The 25,140-nt window shown below is 44.9% G+C and carries 23 protein-coding genes and 1 tRNA gene; 5 read left to right on the top strand and 19 right to left on the bottom strand.

Going from position 1 to position 25,140, the window contains the following annotated elements:
• The first annotated feature begins 44 nt into the window (after positions 1 to 44).
• The 3 genes from H8K55_RS15370 to H8K55_RS15360 all read left to right on the top strand — a co-directional run bounded on the left by H8K55_RS15370 (position 45) and on the right by H8K55_RS15360 (position 2,110).
• Positions 45 to 710 (top strand): peptidylprolyl isomerase, encoded by a 666-nt coding sequence (locus H8K55_RS15370; RefSeq protein WP_186942940.1) that lies wholly within the window; start codon positions 45 to 47, stop codon positions 708 to 710.
• Positions 711 to 802: 92 nt separating this feature from the next.
• On the top strand, positions 803 to 1,291 hold the full coding sequence (locus H8K55_RS15365) for a peptidylprolyl isomerase (RefSeq protein WP_186942939.1): 489 nt from the start codon (positions 803 to 805) through the stop codon (positions 1,289 to 1,291).
• A 39-nt stretch (positions 1,292 to 1,330) separates the two neighbouring features.
• On the top strand, positions 1,331 to 2,110 hold the full coding sequence (locus H8K55_RS15360) for a UDP-2,3-diacylglucosamine diphosphatase (RefSeq protein ID WP_186942938.1): 780 nt from the start codon (positions 1,331 to 1,333) through the stop codon (positions 2,108 to 2,110).
• Positions 2,111 to 2,154: 44 nt separating this feature from the next.
• Here the strand turns inward: H8K55_RS15360 and cysE are convergent, their stop codons facing one another.
• The 3 genes from cysE to rnr form a co-directional block, all read right to left on the bottom strand.
• Positions 2,155 to 2,901, bottom strand: coding sequence for a serine O-acetyltransferase (gene cysE, locus H8K55_RS15355; RefSeq protein WP_186942937.1), 747 nt, complete (start codon positions 2,899 to 2,901; stop codon positions 2,155 to 2,157).
• Positions 2,902 to 3,073: 172 nt separating this feature from the next.
• Complete coding sequence (gene rlmB, locus H8K55_RS15350; RefSeq protein WP_186889338.1) at positions 3,074 to 3,814, bottom strand: 23S rRNA (guanosine(2251)-2'-O)-methyltransferase RlmB; 741 nt, start codon at positions 3,812 to 3,814, stop codon at positions 3,074 to 3,076.
• 90 nt (positions 3,815 to 3,904) lie between these two features.
• Positions 3,905 to 6,391, bottom strand: coding sequence for a ribonuclease R (gene rnr / locus H8K55_RS15345; RefSeq protein ID WP_186942936.1), 2,487 nt, complete (start codon positions 6,389 to 6,391; stop codon positions 3,905 to 3,907).
• 219 nt (positions 6,392 to 6,610) lie between these two features.
• On the opposite strand from rnr, the gene H8K55_RS15340 reads away from it, so the two are divergent.
• A tRNA-Leu gene (locus H8K55_RS15340) sits at positions 6,611 to 6,695 on the top strand.
• 205 nt (positions 6,696 to 6,900) lie between these two features.
• Here the strand turns inward: H8K55_RS15340 and H8K55_RS15335 are convergent.
• From H8K55_RS15335 to ndk, 16 genes are all read right to left on the bottom strand, one after another.
• The gene (locus H8K55_RS15335; protein ID WP_222612494.1) at positions 6,901 to 7,428 is read right to left on the bottom strand and encodes a phosphoribosyltransferase; all 528 of its coding nucleotides are present in this window, start codon (positions 7,426 to 7,428) and stop codon (positions 6,901 to 6,903) included.
• Positions 7,429 to 7,475: 47 nt separating this feature from the next.
• Positions 7,476 to 8,789 (bottom strand): adenylosuccinate synthase, encoded by a 1,314-nt coding sequence (locus H8K55_RS15330; RefSeq protein WP_186942935.1) that lies wholly within the window; start codon positions 8,787 to 8,789, stop codon positions 7,476 to 7,478.
• A gap of 6 nt (positions 8,790 to 8,795) precedes the next feature.
• A complete protein-coding gene (locus H8K55_RS15325; protein WP_186942934.1) occupies positions 8,796 to 9,947 on the bottom strand; it encodes an ATP phosphoribosyltransferase regulatory subunit in 1,152 nt (383 codons plus the stop codon).
• Between the two features lie 125 nt (positions 9,948 to 10,072).
• A complete protein-coding gene (gene hflC / locus H8K55_RS15320) occupies positions 10,073 to 10,969 on the bottom strand; it encodes a protease modulator HflC (protein ID WP_186942933.1) in 897 nt (298 codons plus the stop codon).
• Positions 10,969 to 12,216 carry an FtsH protease activity modulator HflK gene (gene hflK / locus H8K55_RS15315; RefSeq protein ID WP_186942932.1) on the bottom strand — a complete coding sequence of 416 codons (1,248 nt, stop codon included), beginning with the start codon at positions 12,214 to 12,216 and terminating at the stop codon, positions 10,969 to 10,971. Before hflK ends, hflC begins: the two co-directional genes overlap by 1 nt.
• Before the next feature lie 65 nt (positions 12,217 to 12,281).
• A complete protein-coding gene (gene hflX / locus H8K55_RS15310) occupies positions 12,282 to 13,403 on the bottom strand; it encodes a GTPase HflX (protein ID WP_186942931.1) in 1,122 nt (373 codons plus the stop codon).
• Positions 13,404 to 13,447: 44 nt separating this feature from the next.
• Positions 13,448 to 13,684 (bottom strand): RNA chaperone Hfq, encoded by a 237-nt coding sequence (hfq, locus tag H8K55_RS15305; RefSeq protein ID WP_186942930.1) that lies wholly within the window; start codon positions 13,682 to 13,684, stop codon positions 13,448 to 13,450.
• A gap of 148 nt (positions 13,685 to 13,832) precedes the next feature.
• Positions 13,833 to 15,176: a ribosome biogenesis GTPase Der gene (gene der, locus H8K55_RS15300; RefSeq protein ID WP_186942929.1), complete on the bottom strand. Its 1,344-nt coding sequence runs from the start codon at positions 15,174 to 15,176 to the stop codon at positions 13,833 to 13,835.
• 4 nt (positions 15,177 to 15,180) lie between these two features.
• Complete coding sequence (bamB, locus tag H8K55_RS15295) at positions 15,181 to 16,347, bottom strand: outer membrane protein assembly factor BamB (protein WP_186942928.1); 1,167 nt, start codon at positions 16,345 to 16,347, stop codon at positions 15,181 to 15,183.
• 1 nt (position 16,348) lies between these two features.
• Positions 16,349 to 17,017, bottom strand: a complete 669-nt coding sequence (locus tag H8K55_RS15290) for a YfgM family protein (RefSeq protein ID WP_186942927.1) — start codon at positions 17,015 to 17,017, stop codon at positions 16,349 to 16,351.
• A gap of 12 nt (positions 17,018 to 17,029) precedes the next feature.
• Positions 17,030 to 18,391 carry a histidine--tRNA ligase gene (gene hisS, locus H8K55_RS15285; RefSeq protein ID WP_186942926.1) on the bottom strand — a complete coding sequence of 454 codons (1,362 nt, stop codon included), beginning with the start codon at positions 18,389 to 18,391 and terminating at the stop codon, positions 17,030 to 17,032.
• Between the two features lie 124 nt (positions 18,392 to 18,515).
• Entirely contained in the window at positions 18,516 to 19,778 is a 1,263-nt protein-coding gene (ispG, locus tag H8K55_RS15280) for a flavodoxin-dependent (E)-4-hydroxy-3-methylbut-2-enyl-diphosphate synthase (protein ID WP_186942925.1), read from the bottom strand.
• A gap of 2 nt (positions 19,779 to 19,780) precedes the next feature.
• Positions 19,781 to 20,848 carry a helix-turn-helix domain-containing protein gene (locus tag H8K55_RS15275; RefSeq protein WP_186942924.1) on the bottom strand — a complete coding sequence of 356 codons (1,068 nt, stop codon included), beginning with the start codon at positions 20,846 to 20,848 and terminating at the stop codon, positions 19,781 to 19,783.
• A 16-nt stretch (positions 20,849 to 20,864) separates the two neighbouring features.
• Complete coding sequence (pilW, locus tag H8K55_RS15270) at positions 20,865 to 21,614, bottom strand: type IV pilus biogenesis/stability protein PilW (protein ID WP_186942923.1); 750 nt, start codon at positions 21,612 to 21,614, stop codon at positions 20,865 to 20,867.
• A gap of 47 nt (positions 21,615 to 21,661) precedes the next feature.
• Positions 21,662 to 22,816: a dual-specificity RNA methyltransferase RlmN gene (rlmN, locus tag H8K55_RS15265; protein ID WP_186889324.1), complete on the bottom strand. Its 1,155-nt coding sequence runs from the start codon at positions 22,814 to 22,816 to the stop codon at positions 21,662 to 21,664.
• A gap of 93 nt (positions 22,817 to 22,909) precedes the next feature.
• Entirely contained in the window at positions 22,910 to 23,335 is a 426-nt protein-coding gene (gene ndk / locus H8K55_RS15260; protein WP_186889323.1) for a nucleoside-diphosphate kinase, read from the bottom strand.
• A 312-nt stretch (positions 23,336 to 23,647) separates the two neighbouring features.
• Here ndk and dbpA point away from each other — a divergent pair, with 312 nt between their 5' ends.
• On the top strand, positions 23,648 to 25,063 hold the full coding sequence (gene dbpA, locus H8K55_RS15255) for an ATP-dependent RNA helicase DbpA (protein ID WP_186942922.1): 1,416 nt from the start codon (positions 23,648 to 23,650) through the stop codon (positions 25,061 to 25,063).
• The last annotated feature ends 77 nt before the right edge of the window (positions 25,064 to 25,140 follow it).

The following is a 25,140-nucleotide window of genomic DNA, read 5'->3' as shown; positions in this document are numbered from 1 at the left end:
TAAATTTACATAAAAATTTCAAATATCCACCATAGGAGTCAATAATGATCATGCATTTTCGCCGTCATTTTTTGCAGTTGAGTGCAGCTGGTTTCTTAACTGTGGTCGCAACGTTGACACAAGCGCAGGAATTACCTAAGGTAAATATCAAAACATCGATGGGCGATATCGTGCTGGAGCTGTATCCAGAGAAGGCACCGAAAACAGTCGAAAATTTTTTGCGCTACGTTAAAAAAGGTCACTACAACAAAACCGTATTTCATCGCGTGATTGATAATTTTATGATTCAAGGTGGTGGTATGGACGCCGCAATGCGAGAAAAGCCTACGGATAATCCAGTGCCTTCCGAGGCAAAAATCGCCTTCGAACATGATCTAAAAAATGATATCGGCACCATCGCCATGGCGCGTACAAGTGATCCCAACTCTGCTCGGGCACAGTTCTACATCAATGTAAACAATAATGACTTTCTCAATTATCAAGCTATCCCTGAGGGTGACCCTGTTCAGGTCATGAAAAATGGTGAGCCAATTACCTTGCCACGCGCACGTGCCTTGATTTTTACAGCCGGATATACACCATTCGGAAAAGTCATCGAAGGCTGGGATGTCGTTGAAAAAATCAAATCTACACCGACTACAGAAGTCAGTATTCATCAAAATGTTCCCGTCAAAACGATCACAATTATCTCTATCAAACAAATTAAATAATTTCACAACTTTGACGTTTAATGACGCGTTTTCCACAAATTCCAAATCAGCTTCAATTACAATACGATATCTATTTTTAAAAAGAGGTCACCATGGCAGTGCTATTTACCACCAATTTAGGTGCAATCAAAATTGAACTCAATGCGGAAAAAGCGCCAAAGACCGTCGCTAATTTTTTATCTTATGTTGAGTCTGGTCATTATGTCGGTACGATTTTTCACCGAGTTATCGCTGGATTCATGATACAAGGCGGTGGTTTCGAGGTAGGAATGAAACAAAAGCCAACCAACGGCAACGTCGAAAATGAAGCTAACAATGGTTTGAAAAATATTCGCTATGCATTAGCCATGGCTCGTACAAGCGACCCGCACTCAGCGTCAGCACAATTTTTTATAAATACAACTAAGAACGATTTCTTAGATTATCCAGGCCAAGATGGATGGGGATATTGTGTTTTTGGTGAAGTGGTCGAAGGTAAGGAAGTTGTTGATAAAATTTCTGCTTCAAAAACCACTCGCTCAGGCATGTTCGCGGATGTTCCTGTTGAAAATATCATTATTGAAAAAGCTGAAATCGTTTAATCAAAATCAGACGAATTTATCAAATCAAGTGAACTATTGATGTCAGTCTCCAAGCCTGATCTAACTTCTTCAAATAAAGCGCAAGAAAAAGCTCTTGCGCTTTTTGTTTCTGACGTTCACTTGTCGGATGCCTTACCGCAAACAACTGACTACTTTTTGCGTTTTTTAAGCGAACAAGCGCGCAATACTGAACGCCTATATTTGTTAGGAGATTTATTTGAATATTGGGCTGGCGATGACGATTGCGACGAAGCCTATAATCAAAAAATAATTCGTGCTTTGCGTGCACTCAATGACTCTGGCGTAAAAATATTTTGGATCGCCGGTAATCGTGATTTTTTGGTGGGTAAGGGTTTTGCGAATGAAGCCCAAGTTGAGTTATTAAGAGATCCTACCGAGCTTCACCTCGCCAAACGCCATTTAGTCATTTCGCACGGAGACGCGCTTTGCACCGACGATACCAATTACATGGCATTCCGCGCGATGGTACGTCAAAGCGAATGGCAAACGACATTCTTAGCTAAGCCTTTGGCAGAGCGTAAAGCCATCATCCTTAGCATGCGTAAAGCTAGCAGCACTGAGCAACAAAACAAAAGTATGGCGATCATGGATGTTAATCGTCAGGCAGTCAGTACACTACTTCAGCAATATCCAGGTGCAATTTTGATTCATGGCCACACGCACAGAAACGCTATTCACCACGAAGAACCTGGTCTACGCTATGTACTACCCGACTGGGATTGCGACCATAGCGAAGATAAACGTGGAGGATGGTTACGCCTAGATTTGCAAGGCAATTTAGAGTTCATCTACATCTAAATTTGGCGCTTTGAGTGATTTACATTCACCCAGTCATCAAGCTCTCAATCTACCAACTGAGAAATCTCTGTAGCATCTATGCGTTTTTCATTGAGGGATTTTTCACAGACTATGCCAGCAACTTGAATTGCTGCACGTAATTTTTCTATTTGTTCTTGCTGAGAACAAACATGCTCAGTCAATTGGCGGAATGCTTTTGAAATCGGATCGTCACCGTTCGCACTTAATCCATAGGCACTAAAAGCCAAGACCTCTTTCGTCGATTCTTTGTCCTGCGCCGATTGAACTATATGAGCGGGATTCCCGACGGCAGTCGCGCCTGCAGGAACCGGCTTAATTACAACGGAATTTGAACCTATCTTTGCGCCAGCACCTACCGTAAAGCCGCCCAGTACTTTGGCACCTGCACCTACGATCACCCCCTGCTCTAAAGTCGGATGACGTTTAGAACCTTTCGTCAGAGACGTACCACCTAAAGTGACACCTTGATAGATAGTGCAGTCATCACCAATCACTGCGGTCTCGCCAATCACCACACCAAAACCATGATCAATAAAAACTCTTTTACCAATTGTTGCACCTGGGTGGATTTCTATACCGGTGAATATACGCGCTAAATGCGCAATAAAGCGCCCCAGCCACTTCATTCCATGCGTCCAGCACCACTGAGCCCAGGTGTGCATGACTATCGCTTGCAGCCCCGGATAGCAGGTCATAACCTCCCAAGTATTACGAGCGGCGGGGTCTCGTTGAATGATACTGGCAATATCTTCGCGTAGTTGCTTAAACATGGTACTGAGATGAGTAGATTGAAGGTGTGCAGAGCTGCACTTAAGGCAAATGAAAAACAAAACACTAGTGTAATGTTTTTTGCGAAATGGCGCTGAGCGCTGCTAAATCTCTAAATCTAATGCCGCAATAGTTCCACAGCAAAGGTGCACAGCGCCATTTCGAGACAATAGATTACTGAGCGGCGATACGTTGACGGCGGGCTTCGTACAAACATACACCAGAAGCAACCGAGACATTCAAACTCTCAACAGAGCCCATCATTGGAATTTGCACTAACATATCGCAGTTTTCACGCGTTAAGCGGCGCATGCCTTCACCCTCATTGCCCATCACTATCGCAATACCGCCTTTAAAATCAACATCATAAATCGTTTTCTCAACGTCATCAGAAGTACCGATAATCCAGATATCACGCTCTTTTAAATCACGGATTGTGCGCGCCAAGTTCGTCACAGTAATGTAAGGAACAGTCTCTGCTGCACCACTTGCGACCTTTTCCGCAGTTGCATTCAATCCAACTGCACGATCTTTCGGCGCGATCACTGCATGCGCACCAACACCATCTGCAACACGCAAACAAGCTCCCAAATTATGCGGATCAGTAATGCCATCCAAGATCAATAGCAATGGCGGGCCTTCGATTGCATCGAGCAACTCATCCAAATTGCGCGCGAGTGACAATTCGCCTGCCTTCGCTACGACGCCTTGATGGCGACGGGTGCCAACGATATTCGACAAGCGTTGATCGTCAGCCTGAATGATACGAATACCGGCTGATTTGGCTGCATGAATCAATTCCTGCATACGACGATCTGAACGATCATTGTCTACGTAGATTTCTTCTACTGATGAGGCTTCATGGCGAATACGAGAGGTCACGGCATGGAAACCGAAAATCATTTTACTTTTCATTGCACACTTCTTCTTAGGAATTTAAATTTCTTATGAATCACTTACGAATCGCTTCCCAATTTGATTGAGCCACGACCTGACTAATTTGCGTTAACGCTTCTTACGCGTGGGTTGCGCAATCTTCGCTTTACGTTCGGCACGAGTTGCCGCTACAGATACTTTTTTTCGTTTAGTCTTATTCGCTGGCGTTTCTACATAAATCGCCGGTTCTTTTCGCGTTTTCGCTTTGGTCCTAGCTATCGGCTTTTCGTTGTCAGTGGCACGGCCAACTTTCAAATTAGCACCCCGCTTTCCTTGCCGAACGCCAGCGACTTCTTCAAGTTCGCGAGTTTTTGGAAAGCGATTTGGCACAGCACTAGTTGCTAATGACAAATCAATCTTTCTGGCATCAATATCGACGCGACTCACCACCACTTTGACCTTATCTGTCAATTGATAGCGTTTGCCGCTGCGTTCACCACGCAATTCATGACGTGCTTCATCAAATTGGAAATAATCCGCACCAAGTTCAGTAATATGGACTAAACCTTCGACAAACATTTCATCCAATTGCACGAACAAACCAAATTGCGTGACACCAGAAATCGTACCCGTAAATTCTTCGCCCAATTTGCTCTTCATGTAATAACATTTGAGCCAAGCTTCAACATCGCGTGAAGCCTCATCAGCACGCCGTTCATTCGCAGAACAATGAGTTCCGAGCATATCCCAAATTGTTTGCTCCTTTTGTTGACGCTCTTTGCCGGCAGCTCTGTCAGCAGCCATTTGTTTACGTGCTGCATTCGAAATGGTCGTATTTAAAATGCTGGTATCAATGCCCTTAGGTTCATACTTTTTACCTTGCAAGATCGCTTTAATTGCACGGTGAGTGAGTAAATCGGGATAACGACGGATCGGGCTAGTAAAATGTGCATACGCATCGTAAGACAAGCCAAAGTGGCCAATATTATCGGGGCTATACACCGCCTGTTGCATAGAGCGCAGCAACATCGTTTGCAATAATTGTGAATCTGGGCGACTCTTAATTTTTTCCATCAATTGCGCATAATCTGATGCGGATGGACTGTCGCCCCCCATCAAATTCAATCCCACTTGACGTAAGAAATTACGAACCTGAGTCAACTTTTCCTTCGTTGGGCCAGCATGAATACGATACACACCAAGATGTTCAAATTCTTGCAAAAGGCTGGCAGCGCAGACGTTGGCAGCCAACATACATTCTTCGATCAAGCGATGTGCATCATTACGCGTGCGTGGCAGAATTTTTTCTATCTTGCCTGCCGCGTTCGCGACGATGTAAGTTTCAGTTGTTTCAAAATCGATTGCACCACGACGATGACGTGCTTTCAGTAAGACCTGGAAAACTTCATACAGATGCAATAAATGTGGCACCAACGGCAAACGCTTGTGTGCTTCCGGGCCTTTGGTATTACCCAGAATCGCAGCTACTTCCGTATAGGTAAAACGCGCCGCAGAATGGATCACTGCTGGATAAAATTGATATGCGGTGACTTCGCCATCAAGTGAAATTACCATATCGCAAACAAGAGTCAAGCGATCTACATTGGGATTAAGCGAGCATAAGCCATTCGACAATTTTTCCGGCAACATAGGAATAACACGACGCGGAAAATACACTGACGTACTGCGTAATAACGCATCTTCATCAATCGCGTCATTGGGCTTAACATAATGGCTAACGTCAGCAATCGCCACCAATAAACGATAACCTTTTTCGCGGCCAATTTTGCAGGGCTCGCAATACACAGCATCATCAAAGTCGCGTGCGTCTTCTCCATCAATCGTGACCAAAGCGATATCACGCAAATCAACACGCTCATCCAAATCTTTTGCGCCAACATCAAATGGCAATTTACTAGCAGCCTTCTGCGCCGCGTCGGAAAATTCATGCGGCACACCAAACTTGCGCACTGCAATTTCAATCTCAATACCAGGATCGTCGATCTCGCCCAGAATTTCCACAACCTTACCAATAGCTTGCGAATATTTAGTTGGTTGCTCAAGCAACTCAACACTCACCACCTGCCCCGCCTTGGCCTTGCCCGGCGAGCCTGCTAATAAGATATCTTGATTGATCCGGTTATCTTCTGGTGCGATCAGCCAAACACCGTTTTCTTGAATCAATCGTCCAATGATGTGCGTGTTCGCGCGTTCCAGAATTTCAGACACACTACCTTCGAGGCGCCCCTTACGATCAATGCCAACTACGCGTGCAGTAACTCGATCGCCATTGAGGATCCGCGCCATTTCACGTTCAGGAAGAAATAAATCTGGGCTGCCATCATCAGGAGTAAGGAAACCGTAACCGTCACGATGACTACTTACGCGTCCGACAATCACGTTATCTTGTGCCAAGGCTGTAAAGTTACCCAATTTATCCTGCGCAATCTGACCTTCGCGCTCCATTGCCTTCAGTCGTTTAGCCATACCGTCGATCTCCTCAGGTTTCACGCCTAATTTTTTTGCAATCGATGTTGCCTTCAAACTTGTTTTTGAAGTACGCAAGACGCCGAGAATATCTTCACGGCTGGGAATGGAATAAAGATGTTTGTTCAAAACGATGGAATCTCTTTTAGATAAGGTAATACAAAATGCTTGCTGGTTTTGGTTTGAAAGACGTAAACAGTTTATCGGGTTCGCTAGAAAATACCTAGTCTTTGCCAAGGCAGATCGTCGGTATCGATAAAATTTCTTTGTGATATTAGCTTGGCCAAATATTTGCGGCGCCTATGCATTGACTTTATGAGGCTTTACTTTATAATCTTGTTCTTCGTTGCCCACGTGGCGGAATTGGTAGACGCGCATGGTTCAGGTCCATGTGCCTTCGGGTGTGGGGGTTCGAGTCCCTCCGTGGGCACCAGCAATATTTAGAAAAGCCGTTGATTCGTCAACGGCTTTTTTATTCTACGTAGAAATTTATATTGCAAAGTCATAGAGGAAAATTTCACTATGACGCCGCCATTCCATCCCATTCACTCAATCAAGCCGACTAAAAGAAAACCAGAAATAAAACGAACTGTCTTCTTTTACTTAATTGAGGTCGGCGCTGTGAACTCTTACCACAACTAAATTTCACTACTCCTTTTACTGTCAATCTCTTCCAGACTCAAAGTATCATAAATCTCAAATGGCTGATGAATCCACGGAGCACCTTCCAGATACTCCAAATAAAAATCCGGCACAACGACCGATACAGATTTCACCCATATCACCGCACTCTTAATTTCGCTAATCTCTGGATAGCGATTACGTAACCATGGCTGAACTTCTCGAAATGTAATACCAGAGTCAACCAAATCATCTACCAGCAAAATTCTGCCTCGTAAATTTTTCTCGATACTGGCAACACTTCCACCGATCTGAATTTGTCCCTGATCTTGCCCTGCAGCGCCGCGATAAGAGCTCACAGAAAGTATACTCAAAGGCAATTTAAATAGGCGCGAAAAGACATCTCCTATTCGAAGTCCTCCACGCGCCAGGCACAAAATATGATCGAACTGCAAGCCCGATTCGTGGACTTTTAATGCTAAGAGTTCTATAGCGCGATGATACTCATCCCACGAAACCCACAAATCTTTTTGCTCAGTATTCAAGATCGATAACTTTTCAATATCAGTGACAAATTCGATTGCAGCATCAATTACAGAAATGGATGACGCAATACGATAGTTTCTTCACGGTCTGGACCGGTAGAAACCATATCAATAGGTACACCAACTAATTCTTCGATACGCTTGATATAGTTACGTGCGTTGACTGGCAATGCATCCATGGATTGCGCACCCACGGTGGAATCAGACCAGCCTGGCATTTCTTCGTACACAGCAACGCAACGAGCGGCATCTTCAGCACCAACTGGGAAAATATCAACCGCTTTGCCATCAATCGTGTAGCCGGTGCACAACTTGAGGGACTCCAAGCCATCCAACACATCCAGCTTAGTCAAACACATGCCAGACACGCCATTAATTTGCACAGAGCGCTTCAACAAAGCCGCGTCAAACCAACCACAACGACGCGCGCGACCAGTAACGGTACCAAATTCATGACCAACACTCGCCAGATGCTTACCAACGCCTTGATCGGTCGGCAATTCAGATGGGAATGGACCCGAACCTACACGTGTCGTGTAAGCTTTCGTGATACCCAAGATGTAATGCAACATACCAGGACCAACACCTGAGCCAGCCGAAGCATTACCAGCAACACAGTTACTTGAAGTGACGAACGGATAAGTACCATGATCGATATCGAGCAAACTACCTTGCGCACCTTCGAACAATAGGCTTGCGCCGTTCTTGTAAGCGGCGTGTAGAGCGCTAGAAACGTCAGTCACCATAGGACGGATGCGTGCGACATCGCGCATTGCATCGTCATAAGTTTTTTGGAAATCAACAGGTTCGGCTTTTAAATAATTCACCAACACATAGTTGTGATATTCCAGATTTTCTTTGAGCTTTTCAGCGAAACGCTCTGGATTCAACAAATCAGCAACGCGAATTGCACGACGTGCGACTTTATCTTCGTAAGCTGGACCGATACCCTTGCCAGTCGTACCAATTTTTGCAGCACCACGAGCAGCTTCGCGCGCTGCGTCCAGCGCAGTGTGGTAAGGCAAGATGACTGGGCAAGCTTCAGAGATTTTCAAACGTGAGCAAACTTCAACACCATTCGCTTCCAACTTATCAATCTCACGCAACAGGTCTGGAACTGACAAGACCACGCCATTACCGATATAGCAAGCCGTACCTGCACGCATAATCCCAGAAGGAATCAATTGCAAAGCCGTCTTTTGACCACCAATCACCAAAGTATGGCCGGCATTATGACCACCTTGAAAACGCACTACACCTTGCGCGTGATCCGTCAACCAATCGACGATTTTACCTTTACCTTCATCGCCCCACTGGGTACCAATGACAACTACGTTTTTTGCTGGTTTATTTTGTGACATCGCTCATCAACCTACAGTTTTTAAAATCCATTGACTACCATCGAATTCGACCATGCGTGTGCATTCAAATTCGTCCTGTTCATTCTCGTGGCCTGGCAGATTTTGTATCACCACTTCACCCGCCTGGCGTAATTCATTTATTTTATGACGCAGTGCTGGATCCGAGCTCCATGGAGCCAAAATCGCATTTTTCCGTTCTGCTGAAGGCATCAAGCGCGCCAATTCACGCAAATCTAACGAGAATCCAGTTGCCGGGCGCGCACGTCCAAATGCCTCACCCACGTGATCGTAGCGACCACCGCGTGCGACCGCATTTGGCAAGCCTGGAACAAAGGCATTGAACATTACACCACTGTGATAGTGATAGCCACGCAAATCCGCTAAATCGACAGTCACTTTGGCATTACCCGCCAAATCGACCAAATAGGCCAATTCATCCAATGCTATCGCAATCCCATCGAGTTTGGGCAGAATTTCACGCGCTTTTTGAATAATTGCCTTGTCGCCATATAAATTTGGCAAATCCAATAAAGCTTGACGAACTTCAGGCTGAAAGTCTTTCGTCAACTCTTTTAATGCTGGCAAATCTTTTGCTTCCAACAAGGCAAATAATTGCGATTCATGTCGTTTAGCTGCAGCATCACTATTCAACAATGCGCGCAGAACACCGACGTGACATAGATCCAGACGGACTTCAGAGATATTCGCTAATGCTAAAGATGCCAGCATCAACGCCTGAATCTCAGCGTCTGCCTCGAGACCAGCATGTCCATAAATTTCACCACCGATTTGCAAAGGCTCACGCGTCGCGTGCAAACCTGATGGTCGGGTATGCAAAACACTACCCGCGTAGCACAAACGAGTCACCGATTTGCGATTGAGCAAATGGGCATCAATCCGCGCTACCTGCGTCGTCATATCTGCACGCACACCCATGGTGCGTCCAGAAATTTGGTCGACTAATTTAAAGGTGCGCAAATCCATATCTTGCCCGGCACCAGTCAACAAAGACTCAATGTACTCAAGCATAGGCGGCATGACTAATTCATAGCCATAGCAACGGAAATTATCTAATAAAACGCGACGTAGCTCTTCTATCTTACGTGCTTCCGAAGGCAAGACGTCAGCAATGTTTTCTGGGAGTAGCCAATTTGGCATAAGAAACAATCTTCAGTAATAACAATACTGCAAACATTAATAGATCAGGCAAAAACTAGAAAGACTGCAATTCGAAATGAAATGCAGTCTAACTAACGACACCCACTTTTAAATACGAATACGAATTATTTTTTCGGCGCAACTCCGGCGGTTCCGGTTCCCGGCGCTTTAAAATATTTGAAGAATTCTGAGTTTTGATCAACCACCATCACATCACTCTTGTTCTTAAAGCTGGCACGATAGGCTTCAAGACTGCGGTAGAACTTGTAGAACTCCGCATTCTGACTAAAAGCTTGCGAATAGATTTTCGCTGCTTCCGCATCACCCGCACCACTGACGGTTTGTGCTTCTTTATACGCTTCCGCCAAAATCACTATGCGTTGACGATCTGCATCTGCACGAATCTTTTCAGAATCAGCAAAGCCCGTGGAACGTAATTCATTTGCTACGCGACTACGCTCAGCTTTCATACGTTCATAAACGGAATTATTGATCTGCTCAACATAGTCAACCCGTTGCAAACGCACGTCGACAATTTCAACACCGATTTGCTTCGCTTCGTCTGTCACTTTTTTGCGGATCGCTTGCATGACTTTGTCGCGTTCACCAGAAATCACATCGCGTACTGAACGCTTGGTAATTTCTTCATTCAATGCAGCTTTTACGATTTGTGATAAACGATCACGAGCACGACTTTCTTCACCGTTGAAACTGACAAAATACAATTTTGGTTCTGTGATATGCCATTTCACATAGGTATCCACCAAAATATTTTTCTTTTCTGCAGTGATAAAACGATCCGCTTCGGGAGACTCTATCGTCAAAATACGTTTATCCAAAAACATCACATTTTGGAATGGTGGCGGCAATTTGAAATGCAATCCAGGCTCACTGATTACTGATTTCACTTCACCCAGTGCAAACACGATTGCATGTGATCTTTGATCAACCACAAAAATGGTTGAGTAGGCGGCAATTCCAACAATAATTAACGCCAGTACAGAAGAAATAAATTTATTCATTATCGTGACTCCCTATCACGAGAATCGCGGGCGCGACCATCTTTAGTTCCCCGAACTTCCACTGTGGACATCGTCTCGGTCGGCATTGTACTCACCGCAGCAGGCACGCTGGATTTCGCTGCATCACCTTGAGAATTCAGCTTATCTAGGGGCAAGTAAATCATGTTATTTGCACTCTTTGTGTCCATCATCAACTTCGTCGTGCTGGAAAAAATCTGTTGCATAGTTTCGAGATACATACGATCACGCGTAACGCCCGGCGCTTTTTGATATTCAACCAAAACTTGTTTGAAGCGCGCTACGTTACCTTCCGCATTCGCAACCACTTTAGAGCGATAACCTTCAGCATCCTGCAACAAACGTGATGCTTCACCGCGCGCCTTAGGAATTACGTCATTGGCGTATGCCTGACCTTCATTCTTTTGACGCTCTTTATCCTGGCCAGCTTTCACAGCATCATCGAACGCCGCCTGAACTTGCTCAGGTGGCTGCACGGCCTGCATCGTCACATTTGTTATCTGAGCGCCAGAATCGTAACGATCAAGTACTTGCTGCATCAATACATTGACGTCCAATGCGACTTTTTCGCGCCCCTCGTACAGGACAAAATCCATTTTGCTACGACCGACAATTTCACGAATCGCAGTCTCTGCAACCTGACGTATCATCTCTTCTTGATCGCGATTGCTATACAACCATTTTGCCGCATCCTTCAGCTTGTACTGAACCGCGAATTGAATATCGATAATATTTTCATCATCCGTCAACATCAATGCTTCTTTAGGCTGCTTGTTCTTGACGTTATTGCGATAGCCGACCTCAACTGTACGCACCTGTTGCACATTCACAATTTCATGTGCCTGAATCGGCGTTGGCCAGCGCCAGTTAAAACCGGAATTCGCTTGATAGCTATATTTTCCAAATGTCGTAATTACGCCAGTCTGGCCTTCTTGCACAATGAAAAATCCACTGATCATCCAAAAAAATCCGAGCACCGCAACAATCACACCAAAACCAATTTTGGCAAACATCGAGTCGTTAGGTGTATTTCCACCACTATCGCCACCACCATTCCTACCAAATATGCGAGCGATTGATTGATTGAAGTCACGCCACAACTGATCTAAATCAGGAGGACCATCTTCTGGCTTTTTACCGCCTGGCTTATCGTCTTTTGAACCACGTCCCCATTGAGGATCATTCAAAGACAGTAAGGGCTTGAGGCGATTGAGGAAGGATATTCGCATGCGTTACTTACCCGATAAATTATTAAATTTACTCAAATAAAACAAAAGAAAAATAAACCGAAGTCTCATTCTTCAGACAAAAGTTCAGCGCCTATTTCAGCACTCAATTCAGAACTGACCTGCGTTTTTTGCATTAATTCTACGATCGCATCACGCAACAAATCGATACCCTGGCCATTTTTTGCACTAACGAAAACTCTGTTAATTTTACCATATTCATCGCGCTCTATCGCAGGTAAGAGGTCCGCTTGATCAATCTTATTCCATACCAACAATTGCGGAATATGATCAGCGCCGATTTCCTTTAAGACATGGTTCACCTGCTCAATCTGATCATTCCTGACTGCACTACCACCATCGACCACATGCAATAATAAATCTGCATGAATCGTTTCTTCCAGTGTGGCGCGAAAAGAAGCCACCAATTGATGCGGTAAATCACGGATAAAACCGACCGTATCAGAAACGACGATATTTCCGGCACCTTCGAGATAGAGGCGACGCGAAGTTGTATCGAGCGTAGCAAAAAGCTGATTTGCAGCGTAAGTTCCGGCTTTAGTCAAAGTATTAAACAGGGTTGACTTACCCGCATTTGTGTAACCGACTAAAGATACTGTGAATGTATTGCTTCGTCCTCGCGAACGGCGCTGGGTCTCGCGTTGCTTGTGCAACTTTTCCATCTTTGCCTTGAGCATTTTGACACGCTCGCCAAGCAAACGACGATCAGTTTCCAACTGCGTTTCACCGGGACCACGCAAGCCAATACCACCCTTTTGTCGCTCTAGATGCGTCCAACCGCGTACTAATCGTGTGGCCAAATGCTGTAGTTGAGCCAGCTCAACCTGAACTTTACCTTCGTGACTTTTAGCACGTTGAGCAAAAATATCGAGAATTAAACTAGTTCTGTCAACGACACGAATTTTGAGGTGCCGCTCCAAATTTCGCTGTTGTGCCGGGGATAATGCGTGATTAAAAATGACAAGATCTAAATTAAGATCAATGACAGCATGTGAGATTTCATCCGCTTTACCGGAGCCGATAAATAAGGCTGCATCAGGGCTAGATCGCTTACATGCAATGCTTGTGATGGTCTCAGCTCCCGCTGATAACGCGAGCTGAGAAAGTTCGTCTAAACTTGCGGCAAAATCACCTTTACCGAAGTCCACGCCAACTAGTGCGGCGCGCATAGGAACCTGTATGAAAAACGATTACTCAAGAAATTCAACAATAATTACTCTGCTTCTGCATCTGAGTTGATACTTACTGCACGAGCAGGCACCACGGTCGAGATCGCATGTTTATAAACCATTTGTGTCACTGTATTACGCAACAAAACGACATATTGATCAAATGATTCAACATGTCCTTGTAATTTAATACCATTGACCAAGTAAATTGAAACAGGAATGTGTTCTTTTCTTAACGCATTCAAAAATGGGTCTTGTAACAGTTGCCCTTTATTGCTCATAACAGCTCCATTGTGTTGTTGTGATTAGGAGTTGGGGACACCTTTCAAGATTACAAGTGTCCAAAAGATAATTAAGATACCACGAGAAACAAATTTTTAAAATACTACTAAGCCTTTAAGCGAAGCTTAGTTTGCAATATTTAAGCTTTTACTTCGAATCTTTGGTAAATGGGTTTTTACCAGAGCGCATTTCTATACGTAATGGTGTTCCCGTCAAATTAAAGGTTTCTCTAAAATGCTTTTCTAAATAACGCTTATAGACATCACCAATCGCATCCAAGGCATTGCCATGAATCACAATAATTGGTGGATTTTGTCCACCTTGATGTGCATAACGCATCTTAGGACGAATCGAGCCTTTACGTTTGGGCTGCTGATGCTCAACCGCTTCGATCAATGCGCGAGTCAATTTTGGTGTCGATAAATTCGCCATCGCCGCTTCATAGGCAGAATCGATAGATTTCATCAGCGGCGCAATTCCAGTCGACTTCAAAGCAGAAATAAAATGGAATTTCGCAAATGTCAGGAAATTTAATTTGCGCTCAATATCCATCTTAATTTCATCGCGTCTATCGCTTTGCAAACCATCCCATTTATTCACGCCAACGACCAGTGCACGACCGGATTCCAAAATAAAACCAGCAATGTGGGCATCTTGCTCAGAAATATCTTGCTGCGCATCTAACAGCAACAGCACAACATTGGCTTCTGAAACGGATTGCAGTGTCTTCACAACCGAAAATTTCTCAATCGCCTCAAAAACTTTGCCACGACGGCGAATGCCGGCCGTGTCAATTAAAGTGTACTGTTGGCCATCTCGCTCGAAAGGTATTTCGATGGAATCACGGGTAGTCCCAGGCATATCGAATGCAATGACGCGCTCTTCACCAAGCAAGGTATTTACCAAAGTCGATTTACCGACATTAGGACGACCAACGATGGCGATCTTAATGCCTTTTGCAGCATCGAGATTTTCTTCAGGCTCATCCGGGCGCGAAGCGTAAGCAATATTCAAAGCTTCTTCAACCAAGTCGGTAACACCGTCGCCATGCGCCGATGAAATCACATATGGATCACCTAAGCCCAATTCATAAAAATCGGCCGCTACACTGGTGTAACGCATGCCTTCTGCTTTATTCACCACCAACATGACGGAACGACCCGACTTTCTCAAAAAGTCAGTAATTGTCTTATCATGTGGTGTCAGACCTTGACGCCCATCCACCAGGAAAATAACCACATCGGCTTCAGCAACCGCTTGCTTGGTTTGTTTCGCCATCTCATGCATGATGCCTTCTTTGGCAACGGGCTCAAAACCGCCAGTATCAATCACTAAAAATGGACGTTCGCCGACCCGCCCTTCACCATAGTGACGATCACGGGTTAATCCTGGCAAATCGGCCACCAAAGCATCGCGTGTGCGAGTCAAGCGATTAAATAAAGTAGACTTGCCGACATTTGGTCGACCGATTAAAGCTATAACTGGTTTCATTAATTTATTCCGTCGCAAATGCGACAACAGCACCTGATTTAGTTTGTACTATCAGGCTATTACCGACTACAGCCGGGGCAGACATAATCTTACTTCCATCCGTCGGCATACGCGCCAGGAAAGAACCATCTTCTCTTGAAAGGAAATGCAAAAAGCCGAAACGATCACCGATGACAACCGAACGTCCAAATGAGGTTGGCGTGGACAGTCCACGGTTGGTCAGTTTATCGTTTTTCCAGGCAGTAGCACCGCCATTGATGTCGTAAGCAAATACGCCACCAATATTGTCCGCAGCAAAAGCAAAACGCTCATCTGCAGCAACGCCTACTTCACTAGAAATATTTTTTGCCCATTTTAATGCACCATTACTCACATCAAAACAAGCCACGCGCCCTTGATAACTAGCAGCACAAGTTGTGTTACCGACCAAAGCCGGCGCACCAGACATATCGACAATCCGCTCAAGCTCAGTTGCGCCCTTTGCTTCAGCAACTGTCGCCTCCCAACGCAAGCCACCATTTTGCAGCGCTAAGTCAATCAATTTACCGCCTGGGGTTGAGATAATTGCTTGCTGATCTTTGATAGTAATACCTGTCACCATGCGCAAAGTAAGCACTGGTAAAGGCCGCTCAACCATCCACTTCAGAGCGCCTGTTTCGATATCAAAAGCGGAGATACGGTTATCTATACTATGAACGACAACGACGCCTTCAGCTACAGCAGGTGCCGACAGGATCTCACTACTCGCCTGAGCCTTCCAACGGAATTTCCCCTGATCATCAAATACAAATAAAACACCTTTTTCGCCTGCAACAGCAACCGCCTTTGCATTGGCGCCTACGCCCGCCGTCAAAGGCAATTCCGCTTTAGATTTCCAGGCAACTTGTCCTGTAAGGCTATTAATTTTAACGACGGTACCATCCGCACTGGCCGCATAAACATCAGAGCCAACAATGGCAGGACTGAAAAAATAATCTCCAGCGGTTCCCAAATTAATTGTCCATGCATTTTTTACTGACATGCTGGCTGTAAAGTTTTGAAGCACGGCAGGTGCGTTCTTAGTATCTTCTTTAGCGAAGGGATTCATCCAAGACAAACTAGAACAGGCGCTCAACAAGCCTACGCTTATGAAGGACACCAATAGACCGCGTGAAAACATAGTTAATTTCATATTATTTTTTTTCAGAAGTAACAGCTACTTTCGCTTCAATCGCGCCACCCAGTGCATCCAGCTTGATTTGCACCAACTGTCTTCCGGCGTGCTTCTCACCCATTTTATCGAGTGCGGACTTATACGTTTCACGTGCTTCTTTAATCTTGTTTTGCGCAACGAATACGTCAGCTTTACGATCTAAAACATCGGCTTCGAACTCAGCAGAAAAATCACCGTTCAGCACTTTTAATGCCTCGTCATAATTTTTTTCATCCAACAATATCGAAGCCAGACGTAATTTAGCGATTGCTTGAAATTCTTTGCTTTGACCGTGGTCCACGACCCAATTCAATTGCACTTTTGCAGATTTCAAATCATTTGCATCGAACGCACTTTTTGCCGCAGCTAAGGCAGCCATCGTTGCGTAAGATGTGCGGCTATATTTTTCCACTAAATTACTAGCTGCGCCCTGCACTTTTGCGTTGTCTTTCAAACTCGCCGCGCGCTGCAATTCGTCATAAATCGCGGATGCTTGCGCCGCTTGACCGTACTGATAATTAGTCCATGCAGTCCACCCTGCAAAAGAGGATAAACCTGCGATCAACAACCAGGTAACCAAATTACCATATTGCTTCCACCAAGCTTTGAGGGTGTCTATTTGTTCTTGCTCTTCGAGATCGTATGCCATTTTTAATTAATTTTAATGATGAATGTGAATATGATTAGGATTATCGCATTGGGATTCGTCGTGTTCCGCCCCGACAATTTGATCAACTAAATAGTCAACTGCAGTGTCAAATGGAACACTAACTTGATTATTCTCAAAATCGTCTGAGCGCATCGATTTTACCGTAACTGTATTGGCAACAGCTTCATCCTCACCAATGATGACAGAAAACGCCGCTCCACTAGCGTCTGCCTTTTTCATTTGCGATTTGAAACTTCCGACTCCCGTAGCAGATGCGCAATGTAACACAACATCTAGGCCTGCATCACGCAAACGCTCACCTAAAACAAAAGATTGCATCTGTGCTTGCTCACCTTGATGCACAAGATAAACGTCGCAACTACTACTCAAATCAGCGTCCCCGTTCGCCTTCATTAATTCCAATAGACGCTCAACACCCATTGCGAATCCACATGCTGGCGTGGGTTTACCGCCAAACAGCGTAAATAAAGTATCGTAACGACCACCACCGCAAACCGTACCCTGCGAGCCGAGTTCGTCAGTAACCCATTCAAACACGGTGCGATTGTAATAATCCATGCCGCGTACCAGACGTGGATTGATAGTGAATGGAATACTGTTGTGACGAAGAATTTTCTGCAATCCTTCAAAATGCGTTAAGGATTCCTCACCCAAATAATCTAAAAGTTTAGGTGCGCTGTTAACGATTTCCTGTAAAGCCGGATTCTTCGTATCAAGAATCCGCAAAGGATTTGAATACAAACGACGCTGCGCTTCCGCGTCCAATAAATCTTTATGCTGCTCAAAATAGCTAATCAAATCTGCTCGGTGACGATTACGCTCTTCCGCATCACCAATAGAATTGAGTTCCAAACGGATATTTTGTAAGCCGAGATCATCCCACAGGCGCTGACACATTACGATCAATTCAGCGTCAATATCTGGCCCTGCGAATCCCAAAGCTTCCGCGCCAACTTGATGAAATTGGCGATAACGACCACGCTGTGGTTTTTCATGACGGAACATCGGGCCGTTGTACCAAACTCGCTTAGGACCATCATAAGTTAAATTATGCTCAAGCACTGCCCGTACGATACCCGCAGTGTTTTCTGGGCGTAACGTCAGCTTATCGCCATTCATAGAATCTTCGAAAGAATACATTTCTTTCTCAACGATATCAGTGACAGCCCCTAAGCCACGCGCAAACAGTGGCGTAGCTTCAACGATAGGTGTACGCATTTGTTGAAAGCCGTAGCTTTTCAATACTGACTGCACAGTATTTTCAAACAATTCCCAGAGCGCAGCTTGCTCGGGGAGAATGTCATTCATCCCCTTAATACCACTGATTTTTTCTACTTTTTTATTTTCGGACATTCCTGCAATTCCAATTCATTTTCAATTCTTGTTTGACTCAGTTTGACTTAGTTTGACTTAGTTTGACCAACTCAGTTTGACCAATTTACCTATTCCAATTTACGCGATCTATTTCCACACAAAGTTAAGGTACTGGAGCGTAATGGCTTTGCACATAATCCAGAACAATTTTCTGAAAGTCTTGCGCGATATTATCACCGCGTAAAGTCATCGCTTTTACTCCATCAATAAACACTGGCGCCGCTGGTGATTCGCCAGTACCTGGCAAACTGATTCCTATATGCGCATGCTTCGATTCGCCGGGCCCATTAACAATACAACCCATGACTGCAACATTCATACCTTCCACGCCTGGATATTGTTCTTTCCAAACTGGCATTTGCTCACGCAAGAAAGATTGAATATCATCGGCTAATTCCTGAAACACCGTCGACGTAGTACGTCCACATCCGGGGCAAGCAATCACCATCGGCATAAATTTACGCAAGCCCATGGTTTGCAGAATTTCTTGCGCGACAAATACTTCTTTACAGCGATCACCGCCCGGCTCTGGCGTCAGCGAAATACGGATAGTATCGCCTATACCTTCTTGCAACAAAACAGACAAAGCAGCAGTTGATGCTACGATTCCTTTGCTACCCATCCCAGCTTCGGTCAAACCCAAATGCAGAGGATAGTCGCAATGCTGGGAAATCTCACGATAAACAGCGATCAAATCTTGCACACCAGACACCTTGCAAGACAAAATAATTTGATCACCAGGCATACCTAATTCTTCAGCTCTCTGTGCACTCTCAATAGCAGAAGTAATCAAAGCTTGATACATCACCGTCTGGGCACTTAAAGGTGTTGCACGTTGCGAATTTTCATCCATGATACGTGCCAACAAATTTTGATCCAAACTGCCCCAGTTCACGCCGATTCGCACTGGCTTACTGTATCTGCAAGCCATTTCTATCATTTGTGCAAACTGCGTGTCACGCTTAGCGCCCTGCCCTACATTACCGGGATTAATTCTATATTTTGACAAAGCTTGCGCGCACTCTGGAAAATCCTTTAGCAAGGTATGGCCGTTGTAATGAAAATCTCCCACCAACGGCACATCAATTCCCATACGATCAAGCTGCTCACGTATCGCCGGAACTGCCTGTGCAGCTTCGGGATTATTGACAGTGATACGAACTAATTCCGATCCTGCACGAGCTAAATCTTTGATTTGAATCGCAGTCCCAATGACATCTGCGGTATCGGTATTGGTCATGGATTGAATCACTACCGGCGCATCTCCACCAACGACGACGATACGATCTTTATAACTAATCTTGACAGAGCGCGCAATTCGACGTGTTCTGGCACCGCAAGCAATTTCTTTTAAGTCAACCAACATAATTACTTCACCACAAAATTGGCGACATTATTGCCACGATCTGAAGATACGGACAAAGGCTCACCTCGCAATATCGCATCGACACCAGCCGCATTGCCCAGTTTGACATTCAAGGCCTGCTTAACACTAAAAGATTCTTCTGTTCCTGCCTTTGCCAAATGCGAGCTCAATATCGTGCCACTCTCAGTTTTAACTTGTATCCAGGAATCTTGACGAAATTTTAGGACAAACAACTCTGTGACTGCTGGCACGCTCACTGGCGTAGTCTTCACAGGGTTTGCTGCGGCGTTTGCAGCGGTATTTGCAACTACATTCCCATTTGTACTAGGCGCAGCGATTACAGCCCCACTGTTAGTAGCTTTAACATCTGGGGTTTGCACCGGTGTCGCGCCTGCTTTTTCCAACGGAGCCTGAGCAACTTCTATTGTCGGTACAGTTTTTTCATTCGACGCAGCGATGGCAGTAGGGCTTGCATCCGTACCTTGCAATGCCGATGACTGCTCAGCGTTTTGAGTCGCTGGCAAATCATTAGGTGTCGAAACACTGGCACTTTCGACCGCTAGCGCACTAGCCACTGAAGAGGCCGAGGCATTTTTCTTATCAAAAATCGTCCCAAAACTCTTACCAAACTCTGTCACCTGCAACAATAAGAACAAACCCACAATGATCAGCAATGTGATAGCACCAATAATATATCTGCGGTTATTGTCATGCTGCCCTTGCAGAGACAATCTCGAATCAATAAACGGAGTCGACAATGCTGGACGCAAAGACGTCTCCAGTTGCACTGGCTCTGTGTCTCTTGGCAATGCGGCGACTAAACCATCTCCATTAACTTTCAATAATTTTGCGTATGCACGAACAAATCCACGCACGATCACCATCTTCGGCAAAGCGTCAAAATTATCCGCCTCCAAGGCAACTATTTGCACCTGAGACAGCTTTAATTGTTCGGCCACAAATTGCACTGTCCAATTCTTGGCCTGACGACTTGCGGCAAGTTGTTCCCCGGTTGTCAGTGCTTTTATTGCGTTATCAGATACCGTTTTTTCTTCTTGTGAATCAGACATAGCCATTTGCATTCCATCACTCATTAAAAGCACCCTTTTGAAACAAAGCAAATTCTCTAGAATTTGGATGTCGACGCCGCAACTGTGTTCCAAGACCATTCACCGACGCTTGATCTCCCAATTTATTATCGATTTTTATCGCGATCCACAGCACATCGGCGGCAAAAATCTCTTCTTTCAGAACACGTTGAATATATGGTCTTGCCCTGCTATATTCCGCTCGATCGTAATAGACTTTAGCCAAATTAGCATTCACAGAAGGATTGTTCGAATCCTCTTGAAACGCCATCAAAAAATACTTCTCTGCGCTGACAATATCCTTCATACGCAAACTACACACACCCGCACTCATCATGGCTTTTAAAGGTGTTGGATAACTTCTATCCATCAATATCTTGTCATACAAGGGTAAAGCTTGTTTTTCACGCCCGTTCTGGCACAAGAACCACGCATAGTTATTACGAATTTCAGAATTAGTCGGATCCAGCCTTAATGCGAAGAGAAAATTTTCTTCTGCACGCTGAGGATCACTCATTTCCATTTGAATCAAAGCACGAAGACTATAAGCATTCGCCATCTTCGGAGACAAACTAATTACGTTACGAATTTCTTCTAGAGCTAACTTATATTGCCCCTCTTTGAAATAATCAACCGCAAGCTGCATACGAATTGACACACGACGCTGAATTTCAGGGCTTTCAGAAACTGTTTTTTCATCGTCAAGCGAATCAGAAGATTTTAAGCTTGAACAAGCCGACAACAACATCGCACAAAAAGAAACTATTAGTACAAAAGTCGACTTGTGAAATCGCATTATTTTATCTCCGTAATTTTGCCAAAATTGGGACCAAATTTTTTCTGATATTCAGACATTTGTTGCATGCGTTCTTGCACCCGCGTTCTATCTTGCACCTCCCCCGCCAACTGACCGCAAGCTGCATCAATATCGTCGCCACGCGTTTTACGCACAGTTGTAACAATACCAGCGTCCATCAAGATTTGTGCAAACAATTTAATGCGCACATTTGGTGAGCGTTTCAAACCAGATTCAGGGAAAGGATTAAACGGAATCAAATTAAATTTGCACGGAACCGTTTTCACCAAAGCGACCAGTTCACGTGCATGTTGATCGGTATCATTCACACCGTCCAACATACAATATTCGAAAGTAATAAAGTCGCGCGGCGCGAACTCCAAATAACGACGACAAGCGTCCATTAGTTCATGTAGCGGATATTTCTTATTCAATGGCACCAAACCATCGCGCAATTGATCGTTCGATGCGTGCAAAGATACAGCCATCGCTACCGGGCATTCCTTCGATAACTTGTCGATCATTGGCACGACACCGCTCGTCGACAAGGTCACACGACGACGTGACAAGCCGTAGGCATTGTCATCCAACATCAATTTCAACGCAGTCACTGTGGGTTCGAAATTCAATAGTGGCTCGCCCATGCCCATCATCACTACATTGGTAATCTGGCGTTCGCCTTTAGGACCCGGCTCTATGCCTTTAGTTCGGCGCAACTCAAACTCAGCCATCCACAACTGGCCGATGATTTCACCTACGCTTAAATTACGATTAAATCCTTGTTTGCCAGTAGAACAAAAACGGCAATTAACGGCGCAGCCAGCTTGCGTAGAAATACACAAGGTGCCACGATTTTCTTCTGGGATAAATACGGTCTCAACCGCATTTCCATTACCGACATCGACTAGCCACTTACGAGTCCCATCGGTCGACGTGTGATCACTAATCACGGCTGGAGCGGAAATATGCGCACGGCCAGCCAACTTCTCTCGCAATGATTTTGCCAGATCCGTCATTTCATCAAAATTGCTAGCGCCGAATTGGTGTATCCAGCGCTGCAATTGTTTTGCGCGAAACGGCTTCTCACCCAACTCGCCGCAATATGCTACGAGTTGTGCAGGATCAAAATCCAATAAGTTGGTGAGTGCCGTCATTTAAATCTTCTTTCGCGCCTGAAGCATTCGCTCCAGTTAAAACTAATCAAACTAATAATGCCAATAATTACAATACGTCTACTTCAATACAGATTAACGTGAATATACGTTCAATGCTGGGAAGAAGTAAGCGATTTCGTTGGCAGCTGTTTCAGCAGCATCAGAACCATGAACTGCGTTTGCATCGATAGATTCAGCGAAATCAGCGCGGATTGTGCCTTTTTCTGCCTTCTTAGGATCTGTTGCGCCCATCAAATCACGATTTGTCAAAATCGCGTTTTCGCCTTCCAATACTTGTACAAAAACTGGACCAGAGATCATGAAATCAACCAAGTCTTTGAAGAATGGGCGTGCAGCGTGCACAGCGTAGAAACCTTCTGCTTCAGCGCGGGACAATTGTGTCAAGCGAGCTGCAACAACTTTCAAGCCAGCGCCTTCAAAGCGGCTGACGATTTGACCGATAACGTTTTTTGCAACTGCGTCAGGTTTGATGATTGATAATGTACGTTCGATAGCCATCTAAAAACTCCAATAAAAAGAAAGGGTTAAGACAAAATTTCAAGAATTCATCTAACCTTAGATTTTAGCATGAAACCCATTACTCTAGGGAACATGTCTATTAACACAATCTTAAAGCAATGCTTAATTTGCATTAATTTGCACTAATTTGCACTAAATAATCAAAAGCTGAAGATTCATTTGGGGTTTGGGCAAAAATCAGAAACAGAGTGTGTCTTCTATCTCCGGGCAGATTATCAGCGCAACGATGGTGCTTCCCTGCTGCAACTGTTAGACTTCGGCCTTCATTGAGTACAAAGTCAGCACAAAAATATGAGCACTAACTCCACACCGAATTCCAAGCGTTTTTCTAATCTGCCATTAAACCCAGCCTTAATCAGTAATTTAGAGGGTCTTGGTTACCTGGAAATGACAGAAATTCAAGCCGCCAGCATTCCGGTCATGCTCGAACAACGCGACTTGATTGCACAAGCCAAAACCGGTAGCGGTAAAACAGCGGCGTTTGGCATCGGCATTTTGAGCAAACTCAACCCTAGCTATTTTGCGACGCAGGGTCTGGTCGTTTGCCCCACCAGAGAATTGGCAGATCAGGTTTCTAATGAACTACGCCGACTTGCACGCGCCACTCCCAATGTGAAAATACTAACCCTTTGTGGTGGCTCGCCTATGCGCCCACAAATAGCTTCACTTGAGCACGGCGCGCACATCGTCGTCGGCACGCCCGGACGCTTACTCGACCATATAGGACGCAATAGTATTAACCTTGCCACTGTGCAAACATTGGTATTGGATGAAGCGGATCGCATGGTTGATATGGGATTTTTTGAAGATATCGTCGGCATCGTCGCAGCTTGCTCACCGCGCCGACAAACCTTATTGTTTTCTGCAACCTATCCGGCCGACATGCGTAATGCGACATCCAGTTTTCTGCGAGACCCGGTCGAAGTCAAAGTAGAGAGTCAACACGCCAGCCAGCAAATTGAGCAACTGTTCTTTGAAGTCACGTCTGAAAACAGAAATGCTGCCGTCAGCCAATTACTGTTTCACTACCAACCGGTGTCGAGTATCGCGTTTTGCAATACCAAAATTCATTGCGACGAATTGGCGCATGAATTACAACAGCAAGGAATCACCGCTCTGGCACTGCATGGCGATATGGAACAACGCGATCGCGATGAGATTTTGGTCTTATTTGCGAATCAAAGTTGCTCAGTCTTGGTGGCAACCGATGTAGCCGCACGCGGAATTGATATTCAATCTCTCGGTGCGGTCATCAACGTCGATGTCTCTAAAGATACAGAAGTACATATTCACCGCATAGGCAGAACAGGACGCGCAGGCGAGCGCGGATTAGCGCTCACGCTCGCCGCTCCAAATGAAAAAAAATGGGTGCGATTAATTGAAGAATATCAAAATCAAAGTGTAACTTGGCATTCGCTTGATCAATTGATAGAAGCAAATCAGGCAAACAATGAACAGACTGCCTTAATCGCACCAAAAATCAGCATCTGCATTTCGGGCGGCAAGAAAGATAAATTACGTCCTGGTGATATTCTCGGCGCATTAACAGGTGACGTTGGCATCAGCAAAGATCAAGTCGGCAAAATTAATGTATTTGAATTTATGTCTTATGTCGCTGTAGATCGCGATGTGGTCGACGTTGTTATGCGCAAACTGGCAAACTGCAATATCAAAGGTAAACAGTTTAAGATTCGCGAAATTACATAATTTCTTGGACCAATCTCACAAGAAACTCATTCCCAGTAATCAAGCAAAGCAGGCCATACATTTCTAGAAGAGATAGC

The organism is Affinundibacterium flavidum, from assembly GCF_014284175.1.
In the GTDB taxonomy this organism is placed as follows: Bacteria; Pseudomonadota; Gammaproteobacteria; order Burkholderiales; family Burkholderiaceae_D; genus Undibacterium; species Undibacterium flavidum.
Note: the sequence above shows the minus strand (reverse complement) of the source record. Positions and strands in the feature narration are given on the sequence as shown.